Here is a 21503-nt window from a genome sequence, read left to right on the forward strand (position 1 = left end):
ATTCCGGCCTGTTCTCCCTGCGCTCGGGCCCCTATGCCGGCAGCGGCGTCTACCTCGCCGCCATGTCCCGGGAAGAGGCCGGCGTGCTCCGCAAACTCGTTGCCTCCGCCACATCGGGGGGCTCCGGAGGCGCAATGCGTGTCACCTCGCGCAACGGCGCCCTCGCCGCGCTGACGGTCGCCCCAGCGCCGCTGGGCCTTGCCAATGACGTGAGCGGGCGGGACGAAGGCGATGCCAGGGAGCCCTTGGCTCTCATCCTCCTGCGGCCGCTCAATCGCAAAGTGGTGCCGCAGGCGGACATGCTGTGCGAGATGTTCGGCTTCAGCCGGGCCGAGGCGGAGGTCGCCGTCGCGCTCACCGGCGGCGCCAGCGCCGAGGACGTGGCGCGCGGACGCGGGGTCTCGCTCATGACCGTCCGCAGCCAGATCCGCTCGATCCTGGGCAAGTCGGAAGCGGAGAATTTGCGCGACTTCGAGCGCACCATGGCGACACTCGGGGCGCTCGTGCCGCAGCTGCGCTAGGGCTCCTCGGCGCTGCCCCTGAAAGCGCGATCACCCCCGCACTGTTCCGTCGGCGGACCGTTTCGGGTCCCACATAAACAGTTCTGAAGATGAGGCGCCGGACCGGACTGGCCAGGTGATGTTGCCCCAATTTCCATCCAGCCGTGAGTTCGTGGCTGCGGTTGGATTGGCCCTCTGGGCGGGCGAAAGTCCGACCGGCTGAGCTGGACGAAGAACTCGACCGCGGCATCCGTCGACGGGCGGCGGCGCTGAATACGACGTCAGCGATGGCGAGGCGATGCATTGAGGGGGGATGGCCGCACAGTCGAACCCGGCGACGCGAAGCCTCGAACGGCGAGCGTTTCGGGGCGGCGCAGAGGCCCGCCTTGTGCGGGTCTTCGCCTCGATGAGGGGCGGACCTTCGCCGCGGTGGGCACGCTCGACTGCCTCGCGAACGCTCGAGGAGGCGTTCTCGCAAAGCTCCGCTCCTGCCGGAAAGACCCCTGCCGGGAAACACGGCTGACTACCCGTTCGTCTTCGGAACGGGTCGAAAGCTATGGCGCGGATGAAAATGGAACACGGGCTCTGGCTCGTCACGCTGGCCGCCACGGCGATGAGCATCGCCGCGTTCGCCGTCGAGGCGCAGGCCGGCGATGGCCCCCCCGCGCCAGCGCCGGCCCCGATACCGGTGGAGATCGCCACCGCCGATCGGCGCGATGTCCCCATCTTCCTCACCGACCTCGGGACGGTCGAGCCGTATAATCAGGTCACGATCCGCTCACGCGTGGACGGTGCCCTGCAACAAGTTCTGTTCAAGGAGGGGAACGACGTGCGCCAGGGCGATCTCCTCGCGGAGATCGATCCTCGCACCTTCCAGGCATCCCTCGACCAGGCCAGGGCGCGGCTCGATCAGGACACGGCGAGCCTCGCCAACGCCAGGCTCATCCTGAACCGGGATGCCCAGCTGGTGGCGCGCGATTTCGTCAGCGTAGAGACCGCGGATACCCAGCGCAGCACCGTTGCCCAGCTCGAAGCGCAGGTCGAGCAGGACAAGGCCCTGATCGTGACGGCGGAGACGGAACTCTCCTACACCCGCATCCTGGCGCCTATCGACGGGCGCGCGGGCCTGCGCCTCGTCGATGTGGGCAACATCGTTCATGCGAGCGATCCGGGGGGGCTGGTGGTCATCAACCAGGTGAACCCCATCGCTGTCATCTCCACCCTCCCGGAGCGGGACGTTCCCGCCATCCGTGCCGCCCTGGCGGCAGGGCCGGTGGAGGTCGAGGCCCTATCGCGGGAGGACGGCACGGTTCTGGACATCGGAACCGTCCAGCTCATGGACAATGCCATCGACCCGAAGAGCGGCACCCTGAAGCTGAAGTCGGTCTTTCCCAACGCCGGGGACCAGCTCTGGCCGGGCCAGTTCATCGACGCCAAGGTGCACGTGACGACGCTGAAGGGCGTCGTCACGGTGCCGGCCGGCGCCATCCAGCGCGGCCCCGACGGTACGTTCGTCTACCAGGTGGCGCCGGACCAGACCGTGTCGCCCGCCGCCGTCAGAACCGGCCCGATCTCAGAGGGCGTCGCCGTGATCGAGAGCGGGCTCGCAGAAGGCGCGCGCGTGGTTAGCGCCGGCCAATACCGTCTGTCTGCCGGCGCTCGCGTCGCCGATGTACCCTCCTCTCAAGCCCAGTGATCCCCATGGCCGATACTGCAGCGCGGGCGTCGCTCTCCTCCTGGTTCGTCCGGCATCCCATCGGCACCTCGCTGCTGATGGCGGGCCTGCTGGCCCTCGGCATCGCGGCATTCCCCAAGCTGCCGGTCGCGCCCCTGCCGGAGGTGGACTTCCCGACCCTCCAGGTCTCCACTTCCCTGCCCGGTGCCAGCCCGCAGATCATCGCCGCCTCGGTGACCCAGCCGCTGGAGCGGCAGTTCGGCGAAATCCCCGGCGTGGCGCAGATGACATCGATCTCGACCCTCGGCAGCAGCGCCATCACGTTGCAGTTCAATCTCGACGTGAACATCAATGCCGCCGCCGAGCTGGTGCAGACCGCGATCAATGCGGCGGGCGGGCAACTGCCGGCCAACCTGCCCGCGCCGCCCACCTATCGCGAGGTGAACCCGGCCGATCCGCCCATCCTGGTGCTGGGCCTGACATCGCGGACCCTGCCCATCATCCAGGTGGACGACTACGCGGAGAACGTGCTGGAGCAGCATATCAGCCAGATCGCCGGGGTCGGGCAGGTGCTCGTCTTCGGCCAGCAGAAGCCATCCGTCCGGATCCAGGTGGACCCGGTGAAAGTGGCGAACCTCGGCCTGTCCCTGGAGGACCTGCGGCAGGCCATCGTGACCAATACGGTGAACGGCCCGAAGGGGACGGTGCAGGGGCGCACGCGCACCTTCACCCTGCTCGACAACGACCAGATCACCAGCGCGGGACCCTGGCTCGACGCCGTTCTCGCCTATCGCAACGGCGCGCCGGTGCGCGTGCGCGATCTCGGCACCGCCGTCGATGCCCCGGAGAATACGCAACTGGCGGCCTGGGCCGATGGCGAGCGGGCCATCATCCTGCCCGTGTTCAAGCTGCCGGGCGCCAACGTGGTGGAGACCGTGGAGCAGATCAAGGCGCAACTGCCCGGCCTTCTTGCCGGTGCGCCCGCGGGCATCGAGCTGAAGATCCTCAGCGACCGCACCGCCACCATCCGCGCCTCGGTTGCCGACGTGGAGAAGACGCTCGCCATCACGGTGATCCTGGTGGTGGCGGTCATCTTCGTGTTCCTGCGCAGCCTGTGGGCGACGGTGATCCCGTCGGTGGCTGTGCCGCTCGCCGTGATCGGCACGTTCGCGGTCATGCTGGCGTTGGGCTACAGCCTGGACAATCTCTCGCTGATGGGCCTCAGCATCGCCGTGGGCTTCGTGGTGGACGATGCCATCGTGATGCTCGAAAACATCGAGCGGCACCTCGAAATGGGCAAGACACCGCTCGAGGCGGCGCTGGACGGCTCGGCCGAGATCGGATTCACCATCCTGTCCATCAGCCTCTCGCTGATCGCCGTATTCATCCCGCTGCTGTTCATGGGCGGGCTGGTGGGGCGCCTGTTCCGGGAATTCGCGGTCACGGTCGCCGTGACCATCGTCATGTCGGCCTTCGTCTCGCTCGCACTCACCCCGACCCTGTGCGCCCTGTTCCTCAAGCCGAAGGGCGAGGTGCAGCATGGCCGGCTCTATCGGGTTGCCGAGCGCTGCTTCGACACGCTGCTGGCCGGCTACCGTCGCACCCTGGACCTGGCGCTGGCCCACCAGCGCGCCACGCTCGCCGTGTTCCTCATCGCCCTCGCCGCGACGGCAGCGCTGTTCGTGGCGATACCGAAAGGCTTCTTCCCACAGCAGGATACGGGCTTGATCCTCGGGGTGTCCGAGGCGGCACAGGACCTTTCCTTCGCCGAGATGGCGCTGAAGCAGCAGGCGCTTGCCGCGGTGGTGGCACGGGATCCGGACGTCTATTCCGTCTCCAGCACCATCGGCGCTACGGCGGGCCAGACCATGAATGACGGCCGCATGTTCATCACCCTGAAGCCGCGGGAGGAGCGCACGGCGTCCGCCTTCGAAATCATCCGCCGGCTGGAGAAGCAGCTTGCGAAGGTGGAGGGGGCGGCGCTGTTCCTCCAGGCCGCGCAAGATCTCAACGTGGGCGGGCGCCTGGCCCGCACCCAATTCCAGTACACCTTGCAGGACGGCAATATCGACGAGCTGAACGCCTTCGCCCCCAGGCTGCTCGCGAAGATGAAGACCCTGCCGGAACTGACCGGCGTCGCCACCGACCAGCAGGCGTCCGGCGCAACGCTGACGCTCACCATCGACCGTGATCAGGCGGCCCGTTTCGGCATCAGCCCCACGCTGATCGACGACACGCTGTACGATGCCTTCGGCCAGCGCCAGGTGACGCAATACTTCACCCAGCTCAACAGCTACCACGTCATCCTGGAACTGTTGCCCAGCCTGCAGACCTCACCCCATGCCCTCGAACAGATCTACATCAAGTCGCCGCTGACCGGCGAACAGGTGCCGCTCAGCGTCCTGGCCCGATCGACGTCACTGCCCACCGCCCCACTGGCGATCAATCATCAGTCGCAGTTTCCTTCGGTGACGCTGTCCTTCAACCTGGCGCCCGGCGCGGCGCTGGGGGATGCGGTGGCCGCGATCCATCGTGCCGAGACCGAGATCGGCAAGCCGACCACCCTCACCGGCGCCTTCCAGGGCAATGCTTCGGCGTTCCAGTCGTCGCTTGCCAGCGAGCCCTATCTGGTGGCCGCTGCCCTCCTCGTCATCTATGTCATCCTCGGTGTGCTCTACGAGAGCTATGTGCACCCGTTGACCATCCTGTCCACGCTGCCATCGGCCGGCCTCGGCGCGCTCGCGACGCTGTGGGCGTTCGGCTTCGATTTCTCGATCATCGCGCTGATCGGCATCATCCTTCTCATCGGCATCGTGAAGAAGAACGGGATCATGATCGTGGACTTCGCCATCGAGCGTCAGCGCCTGGAAGGCCTGTCGCCTCAGGAGGCGATCCGCGAGGCGTGCCTGCTGCGCTTCCGGCCGATCCTCATGACCACCATGGCCGCCCTGCTCGCGGGCGTGCCGCTCATGCTGGGGCACGGCACCGGTTCGGAACTGCGTCAGCCGCTGGGCTATGCCATCGTCGGCGGCCTGCTGGTGAGCCAGTTGCTGACACTCTACACCACGCCGGTTATCTATCTCTGGCTCGACCGCCTCGGAGCGCACCGCCCGAAGGCGACGAGGCAGTCGCCCACCGGAACACAAGGGACGTAGCGGACGCGCCCGGTGCCGGCCGCGGCTCGGCCGGACCGCCATCCGTCCACCAATCCAGCAACGGGCATACCTTGGTATCGACGACGCATAGGGGCGTATGCCAGCAGCAAACCACCATAGAATTGTTGACCGAATGGGCCGGCGATACATTCAATACATCAGAAACGGAGTGTTCGTCATGTCCATCAAGAACCTAGTGCTTGCCGCCAGCGCCTCTCTCGTGCTCGTGTCCTCCGCCGGTGCCGCCTTTGCCGATCCCTATATTCAGAAGGAGAATCGCGATCAGTACGCGGTCTCGGCCCAGGGCAGCCTGATCCCGACCTCCCAGGCTGCCGCCGCCCGCGAAGCCCAGAAGCTGGCGCGCCCCAGCGCCTTCGGTACCCCCGGCCCGTACTATGCTGCCGAGAAGCCCTTCCAGGATGGCAATCCCCACTGGGGCCCGGCCGAGGATGCCGACCAGAACTGACGCGAATACAATGCGTCGAGAAAGCGGGGCAACGCCATTGGCGCTGCCCCTCTTCCTCGCCGAGAACCGAACGACCGGTTCAAGCGTGCGCGCCAAAGTGCGAAACTGGCGCTCGACACGCAAACACAGGCCTTGTCGGCGAGAAGGATGCCCCTTGGCAGGCGGGACAACAGTGCGTCCTGCCGGTGCATTGTCTTCTCCCAGGTCGGATAAACTTGAATCACGCCCCGCCCAGCGCGCACATTTATGGGGGCACTTCTCCGGGCTGGTGCTTCAAAGCGGGCATCAGATCACCGGGAAGGGACCCGTGCGTTCATGCACGATCTCGAGATGACCTCTGTCCGCGACTGCGTGCCTTCGTCCTGAGCCTAGATTTCTGTCCGCCGAACAAGCCCACCACGCCCCGGTCCGGTCCGGGCTCTCGTTCGGCGACTTCGAGCAGGGCGACGCCTACGCTGGGGCGCGCCAGAATTGTGCCTGTCGTGCTTACTCTGTGCTTGCCGGAATGCCTAAGCCATGGCCGGTAAACAGAAAACGCCCCGAAGGGCGTTTGCTAACTGTCTGATTTTATTTGGAAAATTTGGAGCGGGCGATGGGATTCGAACCCACGACCCCAACCTTGGCAAGGTTGTGCTCTACCCCTGAGCTACACCCGCATCCATTTTGCCGGCGTCGCAGTGCGTCGCGGCGGTGCGTTCGTATGCCAAAACCCCACGCAGAATGCAACAGGCATCACACCAACTTGTCCACAGGCTTCGTCCTCAGGCCACCCCTGGCCCAAAAAATACCCGCCTTTCCATAGCCTTAATAAAATTCACTCGCGGTGGATGGGGTCGATCCACTTCACCGCCTCGGGCTTCTCCACCGGTTCGATGTCGAGATTCACCACCACCGGATCCTGCCCGGAGCGCACCAGCACGCACTCCAGCGTCTCGTCGGGGGAGGCGTTGATCTCCTGGTGGGGCACATAAGGCGGCACGAAGATGAAGTCGCCGGGGCCGGCCTCGGCCACGAATTCCAGGTGCTCGCCCCAGCGCATGCGCGCGCGGCCCTTCACCACATAGATGATGCTCTCCAGGTCGCCGTGATGATGCGCCCCGGTCTTGGCGTCCGGATGGATGCGCACGGTGCCGGCCCAGATCTTCTCGGCCCCGGCCCGCGCCCGGTTGATGGCGGCAGCGCGGTTCATGCCGGGGGTCTGGGCGGTGTTGGGATCAAGGCTGTCGCCGGGGATCACCTTCACCCCGTGCGTGCGCCAGTCGATCTTCTCGTGTCCGTCGTCGTGGGAATGATCCGCGCCCATCTTGTCCTCCCTGTCACCGGGGCCCTTGAGGCCCCATTCCCTTGCCGCGCCGCCGCGCGGGGGCTAGAACGGCGCCAACTCAACGCATCCCTTTTTAGGAGACGGCGGCTCATGGCGCCCTATCAGTATGCCTACCACATGCACGGCATGACCAAGGCCTATCCGGGCGGCAAGAAGGTGCTCGACAACGTGCACCTGTCTTTCTACCCGGACGCCAAGATCGGCGTGCTCGGCAACAACGGCGCCGGTAAATCGACCCTGCTGCGCATCATGGCCGGCATGGACAAGGATTTCACCGGCGAGGCACGCCCGGCCGAGGGCGTGCGCGTGGGCTACCTGCCGCAGGAGCCCCACCTCGATCCGGCCAAGACCGTGCGCCAGAATGTCGAGGACGGCGTGGCCAAGCAGAAGGCCATCATGGAGCGCTACAACGAGCTCGCCATGAACTACTCGGACGAGACCGCCGACGAGATGACCCGCCTGCAGGACGAGATCGAGGCCCAGGGCCTGTGGGATCTCGACAGCAAGGTGGAGCAGGCGATGAACGCGCTGGGCTGCCCGCCGGACGACTGGGAGGTCACCCGCCTCTCCGGCGGCGAGCGGCGCCGGGTGGCCCTGTGCCGCCTGCTGCTCGAGCAGCCCGAGCTGCTGCTGCTCGACGAGCCCACCAACCATCTGGACGCCGAGACGGTGAACTGGCTGGAAGGCCACCTGCGGGCCTATCCCGGCGCCATCCTGATCGTCACCCACGATCGCTACTTCCTTGACAATGTCACCGGCTGGATCCTGGAGCTGGATCGCGGCCGTGGCATTCCCTACGAGGGCAATTATTCCTCCTGGCTCGGCCAGAAGCAGAAGCGCCTGCAGCAGGAGGGCCGGGAGGACGAGGCCCGCCAGCGCGCGCTCGCCCGCGAGCAGGAGTGGATCGGCGCCAGCCCCAAGGCGCGGCAGGCCAAGAACAAGGCCCGCATCCAGCGCTATGACGAACTGGTGGCGAAGGCTTCCGAGCGGCAGCCCTCGGCGACCGAGATCGTCATCCCGGTGGCCGAGCGCCTCGGTCAGAACGTCATCGCCTTCGATCATCTCAGCAAGTCGTTCGGCGACAAGATGCTGATCGACGATCTGTCGTTCAAGCTGCCGCCGGGCGGCATCGTGGGCGTCATCGGGCCGAACGGCGCGGGCAAGACCACTCTGTTCCGCATGATCACGGGCCAGGAGAAGCCGGACGGCGGCACCATCGAGATCGGCGAGAGCGTGAAGCTCGGCTATGTCGACCAGAGCCGCGACGCGCTGGATGACAAGAAGACCGTGTGGGAGGAAATCTCCGACGGCAACGAGGTGATCTACGTCGGCAAGAAGGAGATCCCCTCGCGCGCCTATTGCGCGGCCTTCAACTTCAAGGGCGGCGACCAGCAGAAGAAGGTGGGCATGCTCTCGGGCGGCGAGCGCAACCGCGTGCACCTCGCCAAGGTGCTCCAGCGCGGCGGCAACGTGCTGCTGCTCGACGAGCCCACCAACGACCTCGACGTGGAAACCCTGCGCGCCCTGGAAGAGGCGCTGGAGGATTATGCCGGCTGCGCCGTCATCATCTCCCATGACCGCTTCTTCCTGGACCGCATCGCCACCCACATGCTGGCCTTCGAGGGCGACAGCCATGTGGAATGGTTCGAGGGCAACTTCGCCGACTACGAGGAAGACAAGAAGCGCCGCCTCGGGATCGACTCGGTGATCCCGAAGCGGATTCAGTACAAGAAGTTTTCGAGGTAGGTGGGAATAGGGAGAAGGCCTCTCTTGGTAGAGAGGTCCTCGCAGCGGGGGGCTTTGTATCGGAAAGCCCCCCGCCCCCTAATGCCCATGCCCCTCATGCTCATCCACGGGCAGGGACACGCCGAAGACCTTCACCAGGTCGGCCACCTGCTCCGGCGAGAGGTAGCGCGGGTTCAGGCCGCGTAGCAGCAGATAGAGCCGGGCGGTTTCCTCCAGTTCCTCGGTGGCGAAGACGGCGGCTTCCAGCGTATCGCCAGCCACCACCGGGCCGTGATTGGCCAGCAGCACCGAGGAATAGCGCCCTGCCAGCCCCCGGATGGCCTCCGACACCGCCGGGTCGCCGGGCCGATAATAGGGCACCAGCGCGGTCTGGCCGCAGCGCATCAGATAATAGGGCGTCATGGGCGGCAGCACCGCCTTCGGATTGATCTCCGGCAGCATGGTGAGCGCCACCGAATGGGTGGAATGCAGGTGCACGATGGCCCGCGCGCTGGAGCGCGTGTCGTAGAGCGCCTGGTGGAGCGGGATCTCCTTGGTGGGCGCATCGCCGGAGACGACGCGGCCCGCGGCGTCGAGGCGCGAGATGCGCGCCGGATCGAGGAAGCCCAGCGAAGCATTGGTGGGCGTCACCAGCCAGCCGCCGTCGTCGAGGCGCAGGCTGATATTGCCTGACGAACCGGGGGTGAGTCCGCGCTCGAACAGCGAGCGGCCGAACATGCAGATGCTTTCGCGCAGTTTTGTTTCCGACATGGCAAGTCCTCGGCCCGGCCCCAAGGCTGAGGCACGGGCTCCAAAGCGGGAGCGGAAGATCTCGGCCCGATTGAGACAGCAAACCGGGTCCAAAGCAGATGAACTTAAGTGGTCGCGCCCTCGATCAGCTCGAAATCGAGGGTGACGATCGACGGCGGCCCGTCCGATGAAATGAGCCGTGCGCTGGCCTCGCCGACCTCGACGCGGGGGGTGCGGATGGTGGACAACGGCTGCGGCGCGCAGCGGGCGACCTCAAGGCCGTTGTGGCCGAACAGGGCGAGCCGGTCGGGAATGCCGATGCCCCTCGACAGGCAGAGGAAATAGCCGCCGATGGCCATGTCGTCGTTGGAGAAATAGACCGCGTCGAGATCGGGGGTCTCATGCAGGATCCGGTCAAGCGCCTCGCGCCCCGCCGCGATGGACGAGGGCACCGGCGCGATCATCTGGCCCGCCACCTGAAGCCCGGCCTCGGCGAGCGCCGCGCGGAACCCCTCGAACCGTTTGGCGGCGCGCAGGTCCAGCGCCAGATCGTGACCCACATAACCGATCCGGCGATAGCCGCGCGCGATGAGATGGCGCGCGGCGGCGCGGCCGGCATCCCGGTTGGAGAAGCCCACCACCATGTCGATGCCGGCCCCGTCGGTATCGAGCATCTCGATGATGCGGATGCCCGCGCCCCGCAACATGGCGTCCGCCCGCGGGGTATGCTCCAGCCCCGCCACCAGCAGCCCGGCGGGGCGCCAGCTCAGCAGCGAGGAGATGAGGGCTTCCTCGCCCACGAGATCATAGTCAGTGACGCCGATGACCGACTGGAAGCCGGCCTTGCCGAGCACCGAATTGGCGCCGCGCAGCAGGTCCGGAAACACGATGTTGGCGAGCGAGGGCACGATGATGCCCACCAGCTTTGATCCGGTGGAGGCAAGGGTGCCGGCGATGCGGTTGGGCACGTAGCCCAGCCGGGCGGCGGCCTCCAGCACGCTGGCGCGGGTCTTCGACGAAAACGAGCCGTGGCTGCGCAGCACCCGGGAGGCCGTGCTCTCGCCGACGCCGGCCGCGCGCGCCACATCCGTAAGGGTCACGCCCGCACCTGAGCCCATGGGAAAACCTATGTGCGTGCCTGAGCTCGCGCGGCGCCCGGCCAGCGCGTCGTCACGCATCGCGTCATCTTGCATCGAAAGGGCGTCCTTGTCGGCCACGCCTGCCCTCCCCCGCCCGGACGGGCGCACCCCGGATGCGCGGCAACCGCGCTTCGGGTTTTCGTGTTTGGTTTTTGTTGTGTCACGCTCCTAGGGAGCCATCAAGGCGGTATTTTGGCAGCGCTACCATTTTCTGTTTGGCAGCGCTGCCACTGTTTGCTATGTGCTGTTGGCAGCGCTGCCATGCCATGCACGCAGCCCAAGACACGCCCAACGCGACAGCCAACACAAACGCCACCTCCAGGGAGGACCCGATGAGCACCCAAACCGCGCCCCTCGCGGCGCACGTCGCCGTGGAACCGGACACGCAGAAGGCGGCCTACGCCAAGGTGTTCTGGCGCATCGTACCGTTCCTGATGCTGTGCTACGTGGTCGCCTACCTCGACCGCGTGAACGTGGGTTTCGCCAAGCTCCAGATGTCGCAGGATCTCAACTTCAGCGAGACCGTCTACGGCCTCGGCGCCGGCATCTTCTTCCTCGGCTATTTCCTGTTCGAGGTGCCGAGCAACGTCATCCTCCACAAGGTCGGCGCGCGCATCTGGATCGCCCGCATCATGGTGACCTGGGGCCTCATCTCCGGCGCCTTCATGTTCGTGTCCAGCGCACCCATGTTCTACGCCCTGCGCTTCCTGCTCGGGGTCGCGGAAGCCGGCTTCTATCCCGGCATCATCCTGTACCTGACCTATTGGTATCCCTCGCACCGCCGCGCCAAGATCATAGCCATCTTCATGTCGGCAATCCCGATTTCCGGCATCTTCGGTAATCCCCTGTCGGGCTGGATCATGGACAGCTTCCACGGCACCTCGGGGCTGGCCGGCTGGCAGTGGATGTTCCTCATCGAGGCCATTCCGGCCATCGCCATCGGCATCGCCATCTATTTCTATCTGGACAATGGCATTCGCGACGCCAAGTGGCTGAGCGCCGAGCACAAGGCCGTGCTGGAATATGAAATCGCCCAGGAAGAAAAGACCAAGGAAGGCCACCACTCGGTTGCCGGCGTGTTCGCCGACAAGCGGATCTGGCTCATGAGCTTCATCTACTTCTGCTTCGTCATGGGCCAGTATGCCCTGACCTTCTGGATGCCCACCCTGGTGAAGGCGACCGGCGTCGTCGGCAACTTCCACATCGGCCTCGTCAGCGCCATTCCCTTCATCTCCGCCGTCATCGCCATGAACCTGATCGGCCGCAGCTCGGACCGCCATCGCGAGCGGCGCTGGCATCTGGTCATCCCGGCGCTGATGGGCGCGGTGGGCTTCACGGTGGCCGCCACCTCCACCAGCACCACGGTGGCCATCATCTTCCTGTCCATCGCCGCCGCCGGCGCCATCTCCTGCGCGCCCCTGTTCTGGTCCCTGCCCACCGCCTTCCTGGCCGGCACGGGCGCCGCAGCGGGCATCGCGCTGATCAATTCGGTGGGCAACCTCGCCGGCTTCGTCAGCCCCTATCTCATCGGCTTCCTGAAGGACCTCACCGGCTCGACCCAGGTGGGCATGTATGCCCTCGCGGCGATCCTGGTGGCGGGCGCTGCGGCGGTGCTCACCACCTCGCCCAAGCTCGTCAACAAGTGAACCCACGGCCTCCCGCGGCGCGATCCGCGGGAGGCCCCTCATGCAAATGCCGTCGCAGCGCAGCTCCCTTTCCGAGGATCAGGTCATGACAGAACAGTTCTCGCCCGAGGTCGCCATTTCGGGGGCCACAGGGACCGGGCGCGCCGCGGTCATCGGGCTCGGCTCCATGGGCTATGGCATGGCCCAGTCCCTGAAGCGCGCCGGGTTCGAGGTGGCCGGCTTCGACGTGAACGCCGCCGCCGTGGAGCGCTTCGCCGCCGAGGGCGGGCGCGGCGCCTCGAGCCCGGCGGAAGCTGCCCGCGATGCCGACGTGGTGGTGAGCGTGGTGGTGAACGCCGCCCAGACCGAGACCATCCTGTTCGGCGCCGACGGCGTGGCGCAGACGCTCGTGGACGGCGCCGTCTTCCTCTCCTCCGCCACCATGGACCCGGAGGTCGCCCGCACCCTCGCCGCCCGGCTGGAGGCCACCGGCCGGCTCTATCTCGATGCGCCCATCTCCGGCGGCGCCCAGCGCGCGGCGGAAGGCGCGCTCACCATCCTCGCCTCCGGCAGCCCGGCGGCCTTCGCCAAGGCGCGGCCGGCGCTCGATGCCATGGCGGCCAAGCTCTATGAGCTGGGCGACGCGCCGGGACAGGGCGCGGCCTTCAAGATGATCAACCAGCTGCTGGCCGGCGTGCACATCGCCGCGGCGAGCGAGGCCATTGCCTTCGCCGCGCGGCAGGGGCTCGACATCGCCAAGGTCTATGAGGTGATCACCGCCTCGGCCGGCAACAGCTGGATGTTCGAGAACCGCATGCCCCACGTGGTGGAGGGCGACTATACGCCGAGGAGCGCGGTGGACATCTTCGTGAAGGACCTCGGCATCATCCAGGACATGGCGCGCAGCGCCAAGTTCCCGGTTCCGGTGTCTGCCGCCGCGCTGCAGATGTTCCTCGCCACCTCCGCCGCCGGCATGGGGCGCGACGACGACGCCTCCGTCGCCCGCCTCTATGCCCGCATCACCGGCACCAGGCTGCCGGGCGATCCGGCCTGAGCCGGCACCGACCCGGACCCCGCTTGCGCCCGCGCGCGGATTGGTGCGTTCTTCACGCCGCACCGACCGCCGCGACCCGACCCTTTCGGAAGATCCCCATGCCGCGCTTCGCCGCCAACCTCACCATGATGTTCACCGAGTGGTCGTTCCTCGACCGCTTCGCCGCCGCCGCCGACGCCGGCTTCACCGCGGTGGAATTCCTGTTCCCCTACGAGCATGCGCCGGAGGCGGTGGGCGAGCGCCTCACCCGCAACGGCCTGACCCAGGCCCTGTTCAACCTGCCCCCCGGCGATTGGGCGGCCGGCGAGCGCGGCATCGCCGCCTTCCCCGAGCGCTTCGACGAGCTGAAGGCGGGCGTTGCGACCGGCCTCACCTATGCCGCCGCCACCGGCGTGAAGCGCCTGCATCTCATGTCCGGCCTTGCCGACCGCGCCGATCCCAAGGCCCGCGCCGCCTATGCCAAGGCGGTGGCCTATGCCGCCGGCGCGCTGGCGGAGAAGGATCTCGACCTGGTGCTGGAGCCCATCAACGGCCGCAACATGCCGGGCTATTTCCTCAACGACTTCGCCTTCACCGAGGCGCTCATCGCCGAGCTGGGCCTGCCCAACCTGAAGCTCCAGTTCGACATCTATCACTGCCAGATCATCCATGGCGACGTGACCATGCGGCTGCGCCAGCTGATGCCCATCACCGGGCATGTGCAGATCGCCAGCGTGCCCTCGCGCAACGAGCCGGACGGCGAGGAACTGAACTATCCGTTCCTGTTCGCCGAGCTGGATCGCCTCGGCTATGACGGCTTCGTCGGCTGTGAGTACAACCCGCGCGCCGGCACGCTGAACGGCCTTAGCTGGTTCGCGCCCTATGCCGCCGCCACCCCGGCCCACAAGGTGGGAGCGAACGGATGACCCTCGCCCTCGGCACCATCGCCGACGACTATACCGGCGCCTCCGACCTCGCCAATACCCTGGCCAAGAACGGCCTGCGCACGGTGCAGACCGTGGGCATCCCGGCCGACGACCTGCCTCTGGGCGAGGTGGACGCGGTGGTGGTCTCCCTGAAGATCCGCTCCGTGCCGGCCGCCGAGGCGGTGGAGAAGGCCCGCGCCGCCGACCGCTGGCTCAGGGCGCGCGGCGCCGGCCATGTCATGTACAAGATCTGCTCCACCTTCGATTCCACCGACGAAGGCAATATCGGCCCGGTGCTCGACGCGCTCGCCGCCGATGCCGGGGCGGCGGCGGTGCTGGTCACCCCCGCGTTCCCGGAGACGGGCCGCACCGTCTACCAGGGCCACCTCTTCGTCGGCGCGGTGCCGCTGAACGAGAGCCCGCTCAAGGACCATCCCCTCAATCCTATGCATGACGCCAATCTGGTGCGCGTGCTGGGGCGGCAGAGCGTCTCCCGCGTGGGCCTCGTGCCCCAGGCGCTGGTGGCACGCGGCGCCGACGCCATCCGCGCACGGCTGGCGGAGCTTGCGGCCGACGGCATCGGCGGCGTGATCGCGGATGCGGTGAATGAAGCCGATCTGGTCGCCCTCGGCGCCGCCGCGCTCGATTCCCGGGTGTCCGTGGGCGCCTCCGGTCTAGGCCTCGGCCTGGCCCGGGGCCTCGTCGCCACCGGCCGGGTGCTACGCGTCGATGCGACGGCATCGGTCATGGCCGGTGTCGGCGGGCTTTCCGCCTGTCTCGCCGGCAGTTGCTCCAAGGCGACGCTGGAACAGATCGCGCGGGCCGAGGACGCCATGCCGGTGCTGCGGCTCTCCGCCGAAGCGCTGGTCTCCGGCCCGGCCGAGGCCGAGGACGCGCTGGAGTGGGCCGCTGCCCGCATCGAGAGCGGCCCCGTCCTCATCGCCTCCTCCGCCTCGCCGGCAGAAGTGGCGCGCCTTCAGGCCCTCCACGGCCGCGAGGCCGCCGGCCATGCCATCGAGCAGGGACTGGCGACCATCGCCGAAGGGCTGGTCAAGCGCGGGGTCCGCCGGCTGGTGGTGGCGGGCGGCGAAACCTCCGGCGCGGTAGTGGATCGCCTCGGCATCCCCGCCTTCGCGCTGGGGCCGGAGATCGCGGCCGGCGTGCCGGTGCTGCGCGCCATCGGCGGCGCGCACGGTGATCTGTTGATGGCGCTCAAGTCCGGCAATTTCGGCGGCGTGGACTTCTTCACCGATGCGCTGGGGCTGATGTCGAAGTAGCAAGCCGCCGTCCAGACACCGAGCTTCGCGGAGCGGGCTCCGACCGGGTCGAAACGGCCCCGTCGGAGCCCGCTCGCGTTTCGGGGCCGCGCCCCGGCCGATGTTTGCATTTCTGCAAATGCGGCTGTCGCGCCACCCCTCTTTGCTTTGCCCAGCGCCAACCTAATATCCACCCCGACACCTGAAGCGATCGCCGTTCGCACAAGCTCACGGCAATCGCTCCAGATCCCGAAGTTGACGCGTTTTCGTCACGCGAACCGGTATCCACTTCGCTAGAAAACGCTCTGTTGAGGCCGCTTGGACGGCCACGGAACACCCCCATGATCGAACATCGTCCCTTCGACAGCCTCGGCAAGGCCAACCACGGCTGGCTCAACGCCCGGCACCACTTCTCCTTCGCCAATTATTTCGATCCCGCCCGCCAGAGCCACGGCAAGCTCAGGGTGTGGAACGACGACGAGATCGCGCCGGGATCGGGCTTTCCGCCCCACCCGCACGCCAACATGGAAATCATCACCTATGTCCGCGAGGGTGCCATCACCCACGAGGACAGCCTGGGCAACCGCGGCCGCACCGTGGCCGGCGACATCCAGGTGATGAGCGCGGGGCGCGGCATCCGGCACTCGGAATACAATCTGGAAAGCGCGCCCACGCGCATCTTCCAGATCTGGATCGAGCCGGACCAGGCCGGCGGCGCGCCCACCTGGGGCACGCGGCCCTTTCCCAAGACCGACCGCTCCGGCCGCTTCGTGGCCCTGGCGAGCGGGATCGCGGGGGATGGGGACGCCCTGCCCATCCGCGCCCATGCCCGCGTCCTCGGCGCCACGCTGAAGGCGGGCGAAACCATCGATTATGCCCCTTTGAGCGGCCTAAACACCTATCTGGTGCCGGCCACCGGCGCGGTGGAGGTGAACGGCCTGCGCCTTGCCACCCGCGACGGCGCCGCCATCTCCGACGAGCCCGCCCTCACCATCACCGCGCTGGAAGACAGCGAGCTGGTGCTGGTGGAAGCGGCCTGACGCCTTTTTCCCCTCCCCCGTTTCCCCGTTTCCCCCTTTCTCAAGGAGCCCATCATGGCCAAAGTCCTCGTCCTGTATTATTCCGCCTACGGTCACATCGAGCAGATGGCCGAAGCTGCCGCCGCCGGCGCCCGTGAGGCCGGCGCCACGGTCGACATCAAGCGCGTGCCGGACCTGGTGCCGGAAGAGGTGGCCAAATCCGCCCACTTCAAGCTGGACCAGAAGGCCCCCATCGCCACCGTGGCGGAGCTGGCCGAGTACGACGCCATCATCGTGGGCACGGGCACCCGCTTCGGCCGCATGGCCTCGCAGATGGCCAACTTCCTCGACCAGGCCGGCGGCCTGTGGGCGCGCGGCGCGCTGAACGGCAAGGTGGGCGGCGCCTTTACCTCCACCGCCACCCAGCACGGCGGCCAGGAAGTGACGCTGTTCTCCATCATCACCAACCTGATGCATTTCGGCATGGTGATCGTGGGCCTCGACTACGGCTACGGCGCCCAGATGACCCTCGACGAGATCACCGGCGGCAGCCCCTATGGCGCCACCACCATCACCGGCGGCGACGGCTCCCGCCAGCCCTCCGCCATCGAGCTGGATGGCGCCCGCTACCAGGGCAAGAAGATCGCCGAGACCGCCATCAAGCTGCACGGCTGAAGGGATGGGCCGGCGGGGTTCACCCACCGGCCCTCGCTCCAGGCCCGTACGGGCTTCCATTTTCTTGATCCGCATGGCGGCCGGGGCGAACGCTCCGGCCGCATTTTATTGTGCGCACAAGCTGTGAAAAGCCGTCTCGGCACCGGCTGTTCAGCCGCCCGATGCCGTGTCATAAATCGTTTTAAGAAGATGCGGCCAAAGCCGCGTTCGGGCCAGGGAGGACAGCCGCCGTGTCACGCTATGACCCGCCTCGCGCCGGTGCGCCCGGCCTTGCCACGCCGCCCCCCGGCGGCATGACGGGACACGCATCATGAGCGACGAGACCAAGGGCAAGCCTATGCGCAGCCAGGCCTGGTTCGGCCGGCAGGACAAGATGGGCTTCTATTATCGCTCCTTCCTGAAGAACAGCGGCTTCCCCCAGGACCAGTTCGACGGCCGCCCGGTGATCGGCATCTGCAACACCTGGTCGGAACTCACCCCCTGCAACGCCCATTTCCGCACCATCGCGGAGCATGTGCGCTACGGCGTGCTGGATGCCGGCGGCTTCCCGCTGGAATTCCCGGTCTCCTCCCTCGGCGAGGTGACCATGCGGCCCACCGCCATGCTGTTCCGCAACCTCGCCTCCATGGATGTGGAGGAGGCCATCCGCGCCCATCCCCTCGACGGCGTGGTGCTGCTGATGGGCTGCGACAAGACCACCCCGGCCCTGCTCATGGGCGCGGCTTCCGCCGATCTGCCGGCGATCGGCGTCTCCGGCGGGCCGCAGCTGCGCGGCGTCTATCGCGGCGAGATCATCGGCTCGGGCACCAACATCATCTCCATGAGCGAGCAGTTGCGCGCGGGAGAGATCACGCTGGCCGACTTCCACGAGGCGGAGGCGGCCATGAACCGCTCCGCGGGCAGCTGCATGACCATGGGCACGGCTTCAACAATGGCCTCGATGGTCGAGGCTCTTGGCCTCGGCCTGCCGGAGAATGCCGCCATCCCCGCCGCCGACGCCCGGCGCAACCTGCTCGCCCGCATGGCGGGGCGGCGCATCGTGGAGATGGCGAAAGCGGACCTGAAGCCCTCGGATATCCTCACCCGCGCCGCCTTCGAGAATGCCATCCGGGCGCTCGCGGCCATCGGCGGTTCCACCAATGCGGTGGTCCACCTGCTCGCCATCGCCGGCCGGGTGGGCGTGGAGCTGACCCTGGACGATTTCGACCGGCTGGGCCGCGACGTGCACTGCCTGGTGGACCTCATGCCCTCCGGCCGCTTCCTGATGGAGGATTTCTACTATGCCGGCGGCCTGCCCGCCGTGCTGCGGACGCTGGGCGAGCGCGGGCTGCTGAATCGCGAGGCCCTCACCGTCAACGGCCGCTCCATCTGGGAGAATGTGGCTGAGGCGCCGTGCTGGAATAAAGAGGTCATCACCCCGTTCGAGGCGCCGTTCAAGGCCGACGCGGGCATCGCCATCCTCACCGGGAATCTTGCCCCGGACGGCGCCGTCATCAAGCCGTCCGCCGCCTCGCCGGAGCTGATGCAGCACACCGGCCGCGCCGTGGTGTTCGAGAGCGTGGAGGAGATGCACCACGCGGTGAACGATGAGGCCCTCGACATCGACGCCTCCTGCATCATGGTGCTGAAGCATTGCGGGCCCAAGGGCTATCCCGGCATGGCGGAGGTGGGCAACATGCCCCTGCCCGCCAAGCTGCTGCGCCAGGGCGTACGCGACATGATCCGCATCTCCGATGCCCGCATGTCCGGCACCGCCTACGGCACGGTGGTGCTGCACGTGGCGCCCGAGGCCACCGCCGGCGGGCCGCTGGCGCTGGTGAAGACCGGCGACCTCATCACCCTCGACGTGCCCGCCCGCGCCCTCAACCTGCATGTGAGCGAGGAGGAACTGGCGCAGCGCCGCGCCGCCTTTGTGCCGCCCGCTCCCCACGCCGAGCGGGGCTATGCCCGCCTCTACATCGACCACGTGCTGCAGGCCGATCGCGGCGCGGATTTCGATTTCCTCGTCGGCCGCACCGGATCGCCGGTGCCGCGCGACAATCACTGAAGGTGACCCATGCCCACGTTTACTGCCGCGCGCCCCTTCAAGGGCGTGTTCCCGGTGGCGCCCACCGTGTTCGACGCCGCCGGAGCGCTTGATCTCGAAGGCCAGAAGCGCGCCATCGACTGCATGATCGATGCCGGCTCCCACGGCATCTGCATCCTCGCCAACTTCTCCGAGCAGTTCGTGCTCACTGACGACGAGCGCGACCGCGTCATGGTCGCGGTGCTGGAGCATGTGGCGGGCCGGGTGCCGGTGATCGTCACCACCACCCATTTCTCCACCGCCGTCTGTGCCGAGCGCTCGCGCCGGGCGCAGGACCTGGGCGCGGCCATGGTCATGATCATGCCGCCCTATCACGGCGCCACCTTCCGGGTGCCGGAGGCGTCCATCTACGACTTCTACCGTGGCGTGTCCGACGCCATCTCCATCCCCATCATGGTGCAGGACGCCCCGGTGGCGGGCACGCCCTTGTCAGTGCCGTTCCTCGCCCGCATGGCCAAGGAGATCGGCAACCTCGCCTATTTCAAGATCGAGGTGCCGCAGGCCGCCGCCAAGCTGCGCGCGCTGATCGAGGCCGGGGGCGCGGCGATCGAAGGTCCGTGGGACGGGGAGGAGGCCATCACCCTCATGGCCGATCTCGACGCCGGGGCCACCGGCGCCATGACGGGCGGCGCCTATGCGGACGGCATCCGCCAGGTCACCGATCCCTATTTCGCCGGCGACCGCGAAGCCGCCATGGACGCCTACCAGCGCTGGCTGCCCCTCATCAATTACGAGAACCGCCAGTGCGGCCTCGCCGCCTGCAAGGCGCTGATGCAGGAAGGCGGCGTCATCGCCCACGAGACCGTGCGCGCGCCGTTGCCGGCCATGCACCCCGCCACCCGCGCCGGCCTGATCGAGATCGCCCGTCGGCTCGATCCGCTGGTGCTGCGCTGGGGGAAATGATCTTCACCGGCTGATTGCGGTCGTCATCTTATGTGCCGTCGTCCTCGGCCTTCGACCGAGGCCGAGTGGGCCGCTCAAGCGCCGCGCGGGCTTGACCAATGGCCCACGAGCAAAGCTCATGGGCCATTGGCATACCCATGCCAGACCGCTGCCGTTCGAGGGCAAAAAGCGATGACGACCCCCATCCTGCGCGAGAATTTCGGCCTGCTGCCCCACGGCCCGGTGGTGGAGCGGGTGCGGCTCACCGGGGCCGGCGGCTTCGAGGCCTCGGTCATCACCTATGGCGCGGCGCTCCAGGCGCTGCGCGTCCCCGACGCCCACGGCGTCCTCGCCGACGTGGTGCTCGGCCATGACGACGCCGCCGGCTATGGGCGGACGCGCGATTTCTACGGCGTCACCGTGGGCCGCTTCGCCAACCGCATCGCCGGGGCGGCCTTCGACCTCGACGGCGCCCGCGTCACCCTTGAGGCCAATGACGGCGCCAACATGCTGCACGGCGGCGTCATTGGCTTCGACCGGGCGCTGTGGACCATCGAGGCGGTGGACGAGGACCCGGTCCCGGCGGTCACCCTGCGCCACATCAGCCCGGACGGGGCCGGCGGCTTTCCCGGCACGCTGGACGCCCGCGTCACCTACAGCCTCACGGGCCTCGGCGAACTGACCATCGCCTTTTCTGCGGTGACCGACCGGCCCACGGTGGTGAACCTCACCAACCACGCCTTCTTCAACCTGGACGGGGTGGAGACGGCCGGCGACATCCTCGGTCATCACCTCACGCTCGCCGCCGAGCGCTTCCTCGCCACCGATGCTGCGGCGATCCCCCTGCCCGGCCCACCGCGCACGGTGGACGGCACGCCGTTCGATTTCCGCGCCGGAGCGCTCATCGGTGCGCGCATCCGGGACGACGACGAGCAACTGCGCTTCGGGCGCGGCTACGACCATAATTATTGTCTTGAACCGACCGACACGCCGCGCCTTGCCGCTCGCGTGCGGGCCGCGCACTCCGGCCGGGTCATGGAGCTGCTGACCGACCAGCCGGGCGTGCAGTTCTATTCGGGCAACGTCATCGACGGGGCGGCGCAGGGCAAATATGGCCGCCTGCACCGCCAGTCCGACGCCTTCTGCCTGGAGCCGCAGGCCTGGCCCGACGCGCCCAACCGGCTGGATTTCCCTTCCGCCCGGCTCAATCCCGGCGAGACCTACCGGCACGTCTCCATCTATCGCTTCTCGACCCTCTGAGGCCGCG

General features: G+C 67.7%; 17 protein-coding genes and 1 tRNA gene. 14 read left to right on the forward strand and 4 right to left on the reverse strand.

The features are described from left to right. The 4 genes from FBQ73_RS22660 to FBQ73_RS02015 form a co-directional block, all read left to right on the forward strand. The coding region (locus FBQ73_RS22660) for a helix-turn-helix transcriptional regulator (protein ID WP_392567212.1) at positions 1 to 521 on the forward strand (521 nt) is incomplete at its 5' end. Between the two features lie 550 nt (positions 522 to 1071). Further along, positions 1072 to 2196, forward strand: coding sequence for an efflux RND transporter periplasmic adaptor subunit (locus FBQ73_RS02005; protein WP_246089513.1), 1125 nt, complete (start codon positions 1072 to 1074; stop codon positions 2194 to 2196). A 5-nt stretch (positions 2197 to 2201) separates the two neighbouring features. Then, positions 2202 to 5330 carry an efflux RND transporter permease subunit gene (locus tag FBQ73_RS02010; protein ID WP_138397860.1) on the forward strand — a complete coding sequence of 1043 codons (3129 nt, stop codon included), beginning with the start codon at positions 2202 to 2204 and terminating at the stop codon, positions 5328 to 5330. A 178-nt stretch (positions 5331 to 5508) separates the two neighbouring features. Beyond that, positions 5509 to 5796 carry a hypothetical protein gene (locus FBQ73_RS02015; protein WP_138397861.1) on the forward strand — a complete coding sequence of 96 codons (288 nt, stop codon included), beginning with the start codon at positions 5509 to 5511 and terminating at the stop codon, positions 5794 to 5796. Between the two features lie 581 nt (positions 5797 to 6377). On the opposite strand, the gene FBQ73_RS02020 is transcribed toward FBQ73_RS02015, so the two are convergent. Continuing rightward, positions 6378 to 6452: transfer RNA gene (locus FBQ73_RS02020), tRNA-Gly, on the reverse strand. Between the two features lie 158 nt (positions 6453 to 6610). Continuing rightward, positions 6611 to 7099 (reverse strand): cupin domain-containing protein, encoded by a 489-nt coding sequence (locus tag FBQ73_RS02025; RefSeq protein ID WP_138397862.1) that lies wholly within the window; start codon positions 7097 to 7099, stop codon positions 6611 to 6613. 111 nt (positions 7100 to 7210) lie between these two features. On the opposite strand from FBQ73_RS02025, the gene ettA reads away from it, so the two are divergent. Continuing rightward, on the forward strand, positions 7211 to 8866 hold the full coding sequence (gene ettA, locus FBQ73_RS02030; RefSeq protein ID WP_138397863.1) for an energy-dependent translational throttle protein EttA: 1656 nt from the start codon (positions 7211 to 7213) through the stop codon (positions 8864 to 8866). Between the two features lie 78 nt (positions 8867 to 8944). On the opposite strand, the gene otnC is transcribed toward ettA, so the two are convergent. Both otnC and FBQ73_RS02040 read right to left on the reverse strand, forming a co-directional pair. Beyond that, entirely contained in the window at positions 8945 to 9616 is a 672-nt protein-coding gene (gene otnC, locus FBQ73_RS02035) for a 3-oxo-tetronate 4-phosphate decarboxylase (protein WP_138397864.1), read from the reverse strand. Between the two features lie 104 nt (positions 9617 to 9720). Next, positions 9721 to 10713: a LacI family DNA-binding transcriptional regulator gene (locus FBQ73_RS02040; RefSeq protein WP_170218715.1), complete on the reverse strand. Its 993-nt coding sequence runs from the start codon at positions 10711 to 10713 to the stop codon at positions 9721 to 9723. Positions 10714 to 11066: 353 nt separating this feature from the next. On the opposite strand from FBQ73_RS02040, the gene FBQ73_RS02045 reads away from it, so the two are divergent. The 9 genes from FBQ73_RS02045 (at position 11067) to FBQ73_RS02085 (ending at position 21496) form a co-directional block, all read left to right on the forward strand. Further along, positions 11067 to 12380, forward strand: a complete 1314-nt coding sequence (locus FBQ73_RS02045) for an MFS transporter (protein WP_138397866.1) — start codon at positions 11067 to 11069, stop codon at positions 12378 to 12380. 46 nt (positions 12381 to 12426) lie between these two features. Then, a complete protein-coding gene (gene ltnD, locus FBQ73_RS02050) occupies positions 12427 to 13413 on the forward strand; it encodes an L-threonate dehydrogenase (RefSeq protein ID WP_138397945.1) in 987 nt (328 codons plus the stop codon). A gap of 98 nt (positions 13414 to 13511) precedes the next feature. Then, positions 13512 to 14318, forward strand: a complete 807-nt coding sequence (gene otnI / locus FBQ73_RS02055; RefSeq protein ID WP_138397867.1) for a 2-oxo-tetronate isomerase — start codon at positions 13512 to 13514, stop codon at positions 14316 to 14318. Further along, on the forward strand, positions 14315 to 15595 hold the full coding sequence (gene otnK / locus FBQ73_RS02060; protein ID WP_138397868.1) for a 3-oxo-tetronate kinase: 1281 nt from the start codon (positions 14315 to 14317) through the stop codon (positions 15593 to 15595). Before otnI ends, otnK begins: the two co-directional genes overlap by 4 nt. Positions 15596 to 15915: 320 nt before the next feature. Next, the gene (locus FBQ73_RS02065) at positions 15916 to 16614 is read left to right on the forward strand and encodes a pirin family protein (protein ID WP_138397869.1); all 699 of its coding nucleotides are present in this window, start codon (positions 15916 to 15918) and stop codon (positions 16612 to 16614) included. Between the two features lie 54 nt (positions 16615 to 16668). Further along, complete coding sequence (wrbA, locus tag FBQ73_RS02070; RefSeq protein ID WP_138397870.1) at positions 16669 to 17268, forward strand: NAD(P)H:quinone oxidoreductase; 600 nt, start codon at positions 16669 to 16671, stop codon at positions 17266 to 17268. Between the two features lie 310 nt (positions 17269 to 17578). Further along, positions 17579 to 19315, forward strand: coding sequence for an IlvD/Edd family dehydratase (locus FBQ73_RS02075; protein ID WP_138397871.1), 1737 nt, complete (start codon positions 17579 to 17581; stop codon positions 19313 to 19315). A 9-nt stretch (positions 19316 to 19324) separates the two neighbouring features. Further along, the gene (locus FBQ73_RS02080; protein ID WP_138397872.1) at positions 19325 to 20257 is read left to right on the forward strand and encodes a dihydrodipicolinate synthase family protein; all 933 of its coding nucleotides are present in this window, start codon (positions 19325 to 19327) and stop codon (positions 20255 to 20257) included. A 171-nt stretch (positions 20258 to 20428) separates the two neighbouring features. Continuing rightward, positions 20429 to 21496, forward strand: coding sequence for an aldose epimerase family protein (locus tag FBQ73_RS02085; protein WP_138397873.1), 1068 nt, complete (start codon positions 20429 to 20431; stop codon positions 21494 to 21496). The last annotated feature ends 7 nt before the right edge of the window (positions 21497 to 21503 follow it).

The sequence above is a fragment of the Xanthobacter autotrophicus genome (genome assembly GCF_005871085.1).
Taxonomy (GTDB): domain Bacteria; phylum Pseudomonadota; class Alphaproteobacteria; order Rhizobiales; family Xanthobacteraceae; genus Xanthobacter; species Xanthobacter autotrophicus.

Coding starts and splice junctions, on each gene's coding strand:
- FBQ73_RS02005 (WP_246089513.1), top strand. CDS start 1,072: ATGGAACACGGGCTCTGGCTCGTCACGCTGGCCGCCACGGCGATGAGC.
- FBQ73_RS02010 (WP_138397860.1), top strand. CDS start 2,202: ATGGCCGATACTGCAGCGCGGGCGTCGCTCTCCTCCTGGTTCGTCCGG.
- FBQ73_RS02015 (WP_138397861.1), top strand. CDS start 5,509: ATGTCCATCAAGAACCTAGTGCTTGCCGCCAGCGCCTCTCTCGTGCTC.
- FBQ73_RS02025 (WP_138397862.1), bottom strand. CDS start 7,099: ATGGGCGCGGATCATTCCCACGACGACGGACACGAGAAGATCGACTGG.
- ettA (WP_138397863.1), top strand. CDS start 7,211: ATGGCGCCCTATCAGTATGCCTACCACATGCACGGCATGACCAAGGCC.
- otnC (WP_138397864.1), bottom strand. CDS start 9,616: ATGTCGGAAACAAAACTGCGCGAAAGCATCTGCATGTTCGGCCGCTCG.
- FBQ73_RS02040 (WP_170218715.1), bottom strand. CDS start 10,713: ATGGGCTCAGGTGCGGGCGTGACCCTTACGGATGTGGCGCGCGCGGCC.
- FBQ73_RS02045 (WP_138397866.1), top strand. CDS start 11,067: ATGAGCACCCAAACCGCGCCCCTCGCGGCGCACGTCGCCGTGGAACCG.
- ltnD (WP_138397945.1), top strand. CDS start 12,427: ATGCCGTCGCAGCGCAGCTCCCTTTCCGAGGATCAGGTCATGACAGAA.
- otnI (WP_138397867.1), top strand. CDS start 13,512: ATGCCGCGCTTCGCCGCCAACCTCACCATGATGTTCACCGAGTGGTCG.
- otnK (WP_138397868.1), top strand. CDS start 14,315: ATGACCCTCGCCCTCGGCACCATCGCCGACGACTATACCGGCGCCTCC.
- FBQ73_RS02065 (WP_138397869.1), top strand. CDS start 15,916: ATGATCGAACATCGTCCCTTCGACAGCCTCGGCAAGGCCAACCACGGC.
- wrbA (WP_138397870.1), top strand. CDS start 16,669: ATGGCCAAAGTCCTCGTCCTGTATTATTCCGCCTACGGTCACATCGAG.
- FBQ73_RS02075 (WP_138397871.1), top strand. CDS start 17,579: ATGAGCGACGAGACCAAGGGCAAGCCTATGCGCAGCCAGGCCTGGTTC.
- FBQ73_RS02080 (WP_138397872.1), top strand. CDS start 19,325: ATGCCCACGTTTACTGCCGCGCGCCCCTTCAAGGGCGTGTTCCCGGTG.
- FBQ73_RS02085 (WP_138397873.1), top strand. CDS start 20,429: ATGACGACCCCCATCCTGCGCGAGAATTTCGGCCTGCTGCCCCACGGC.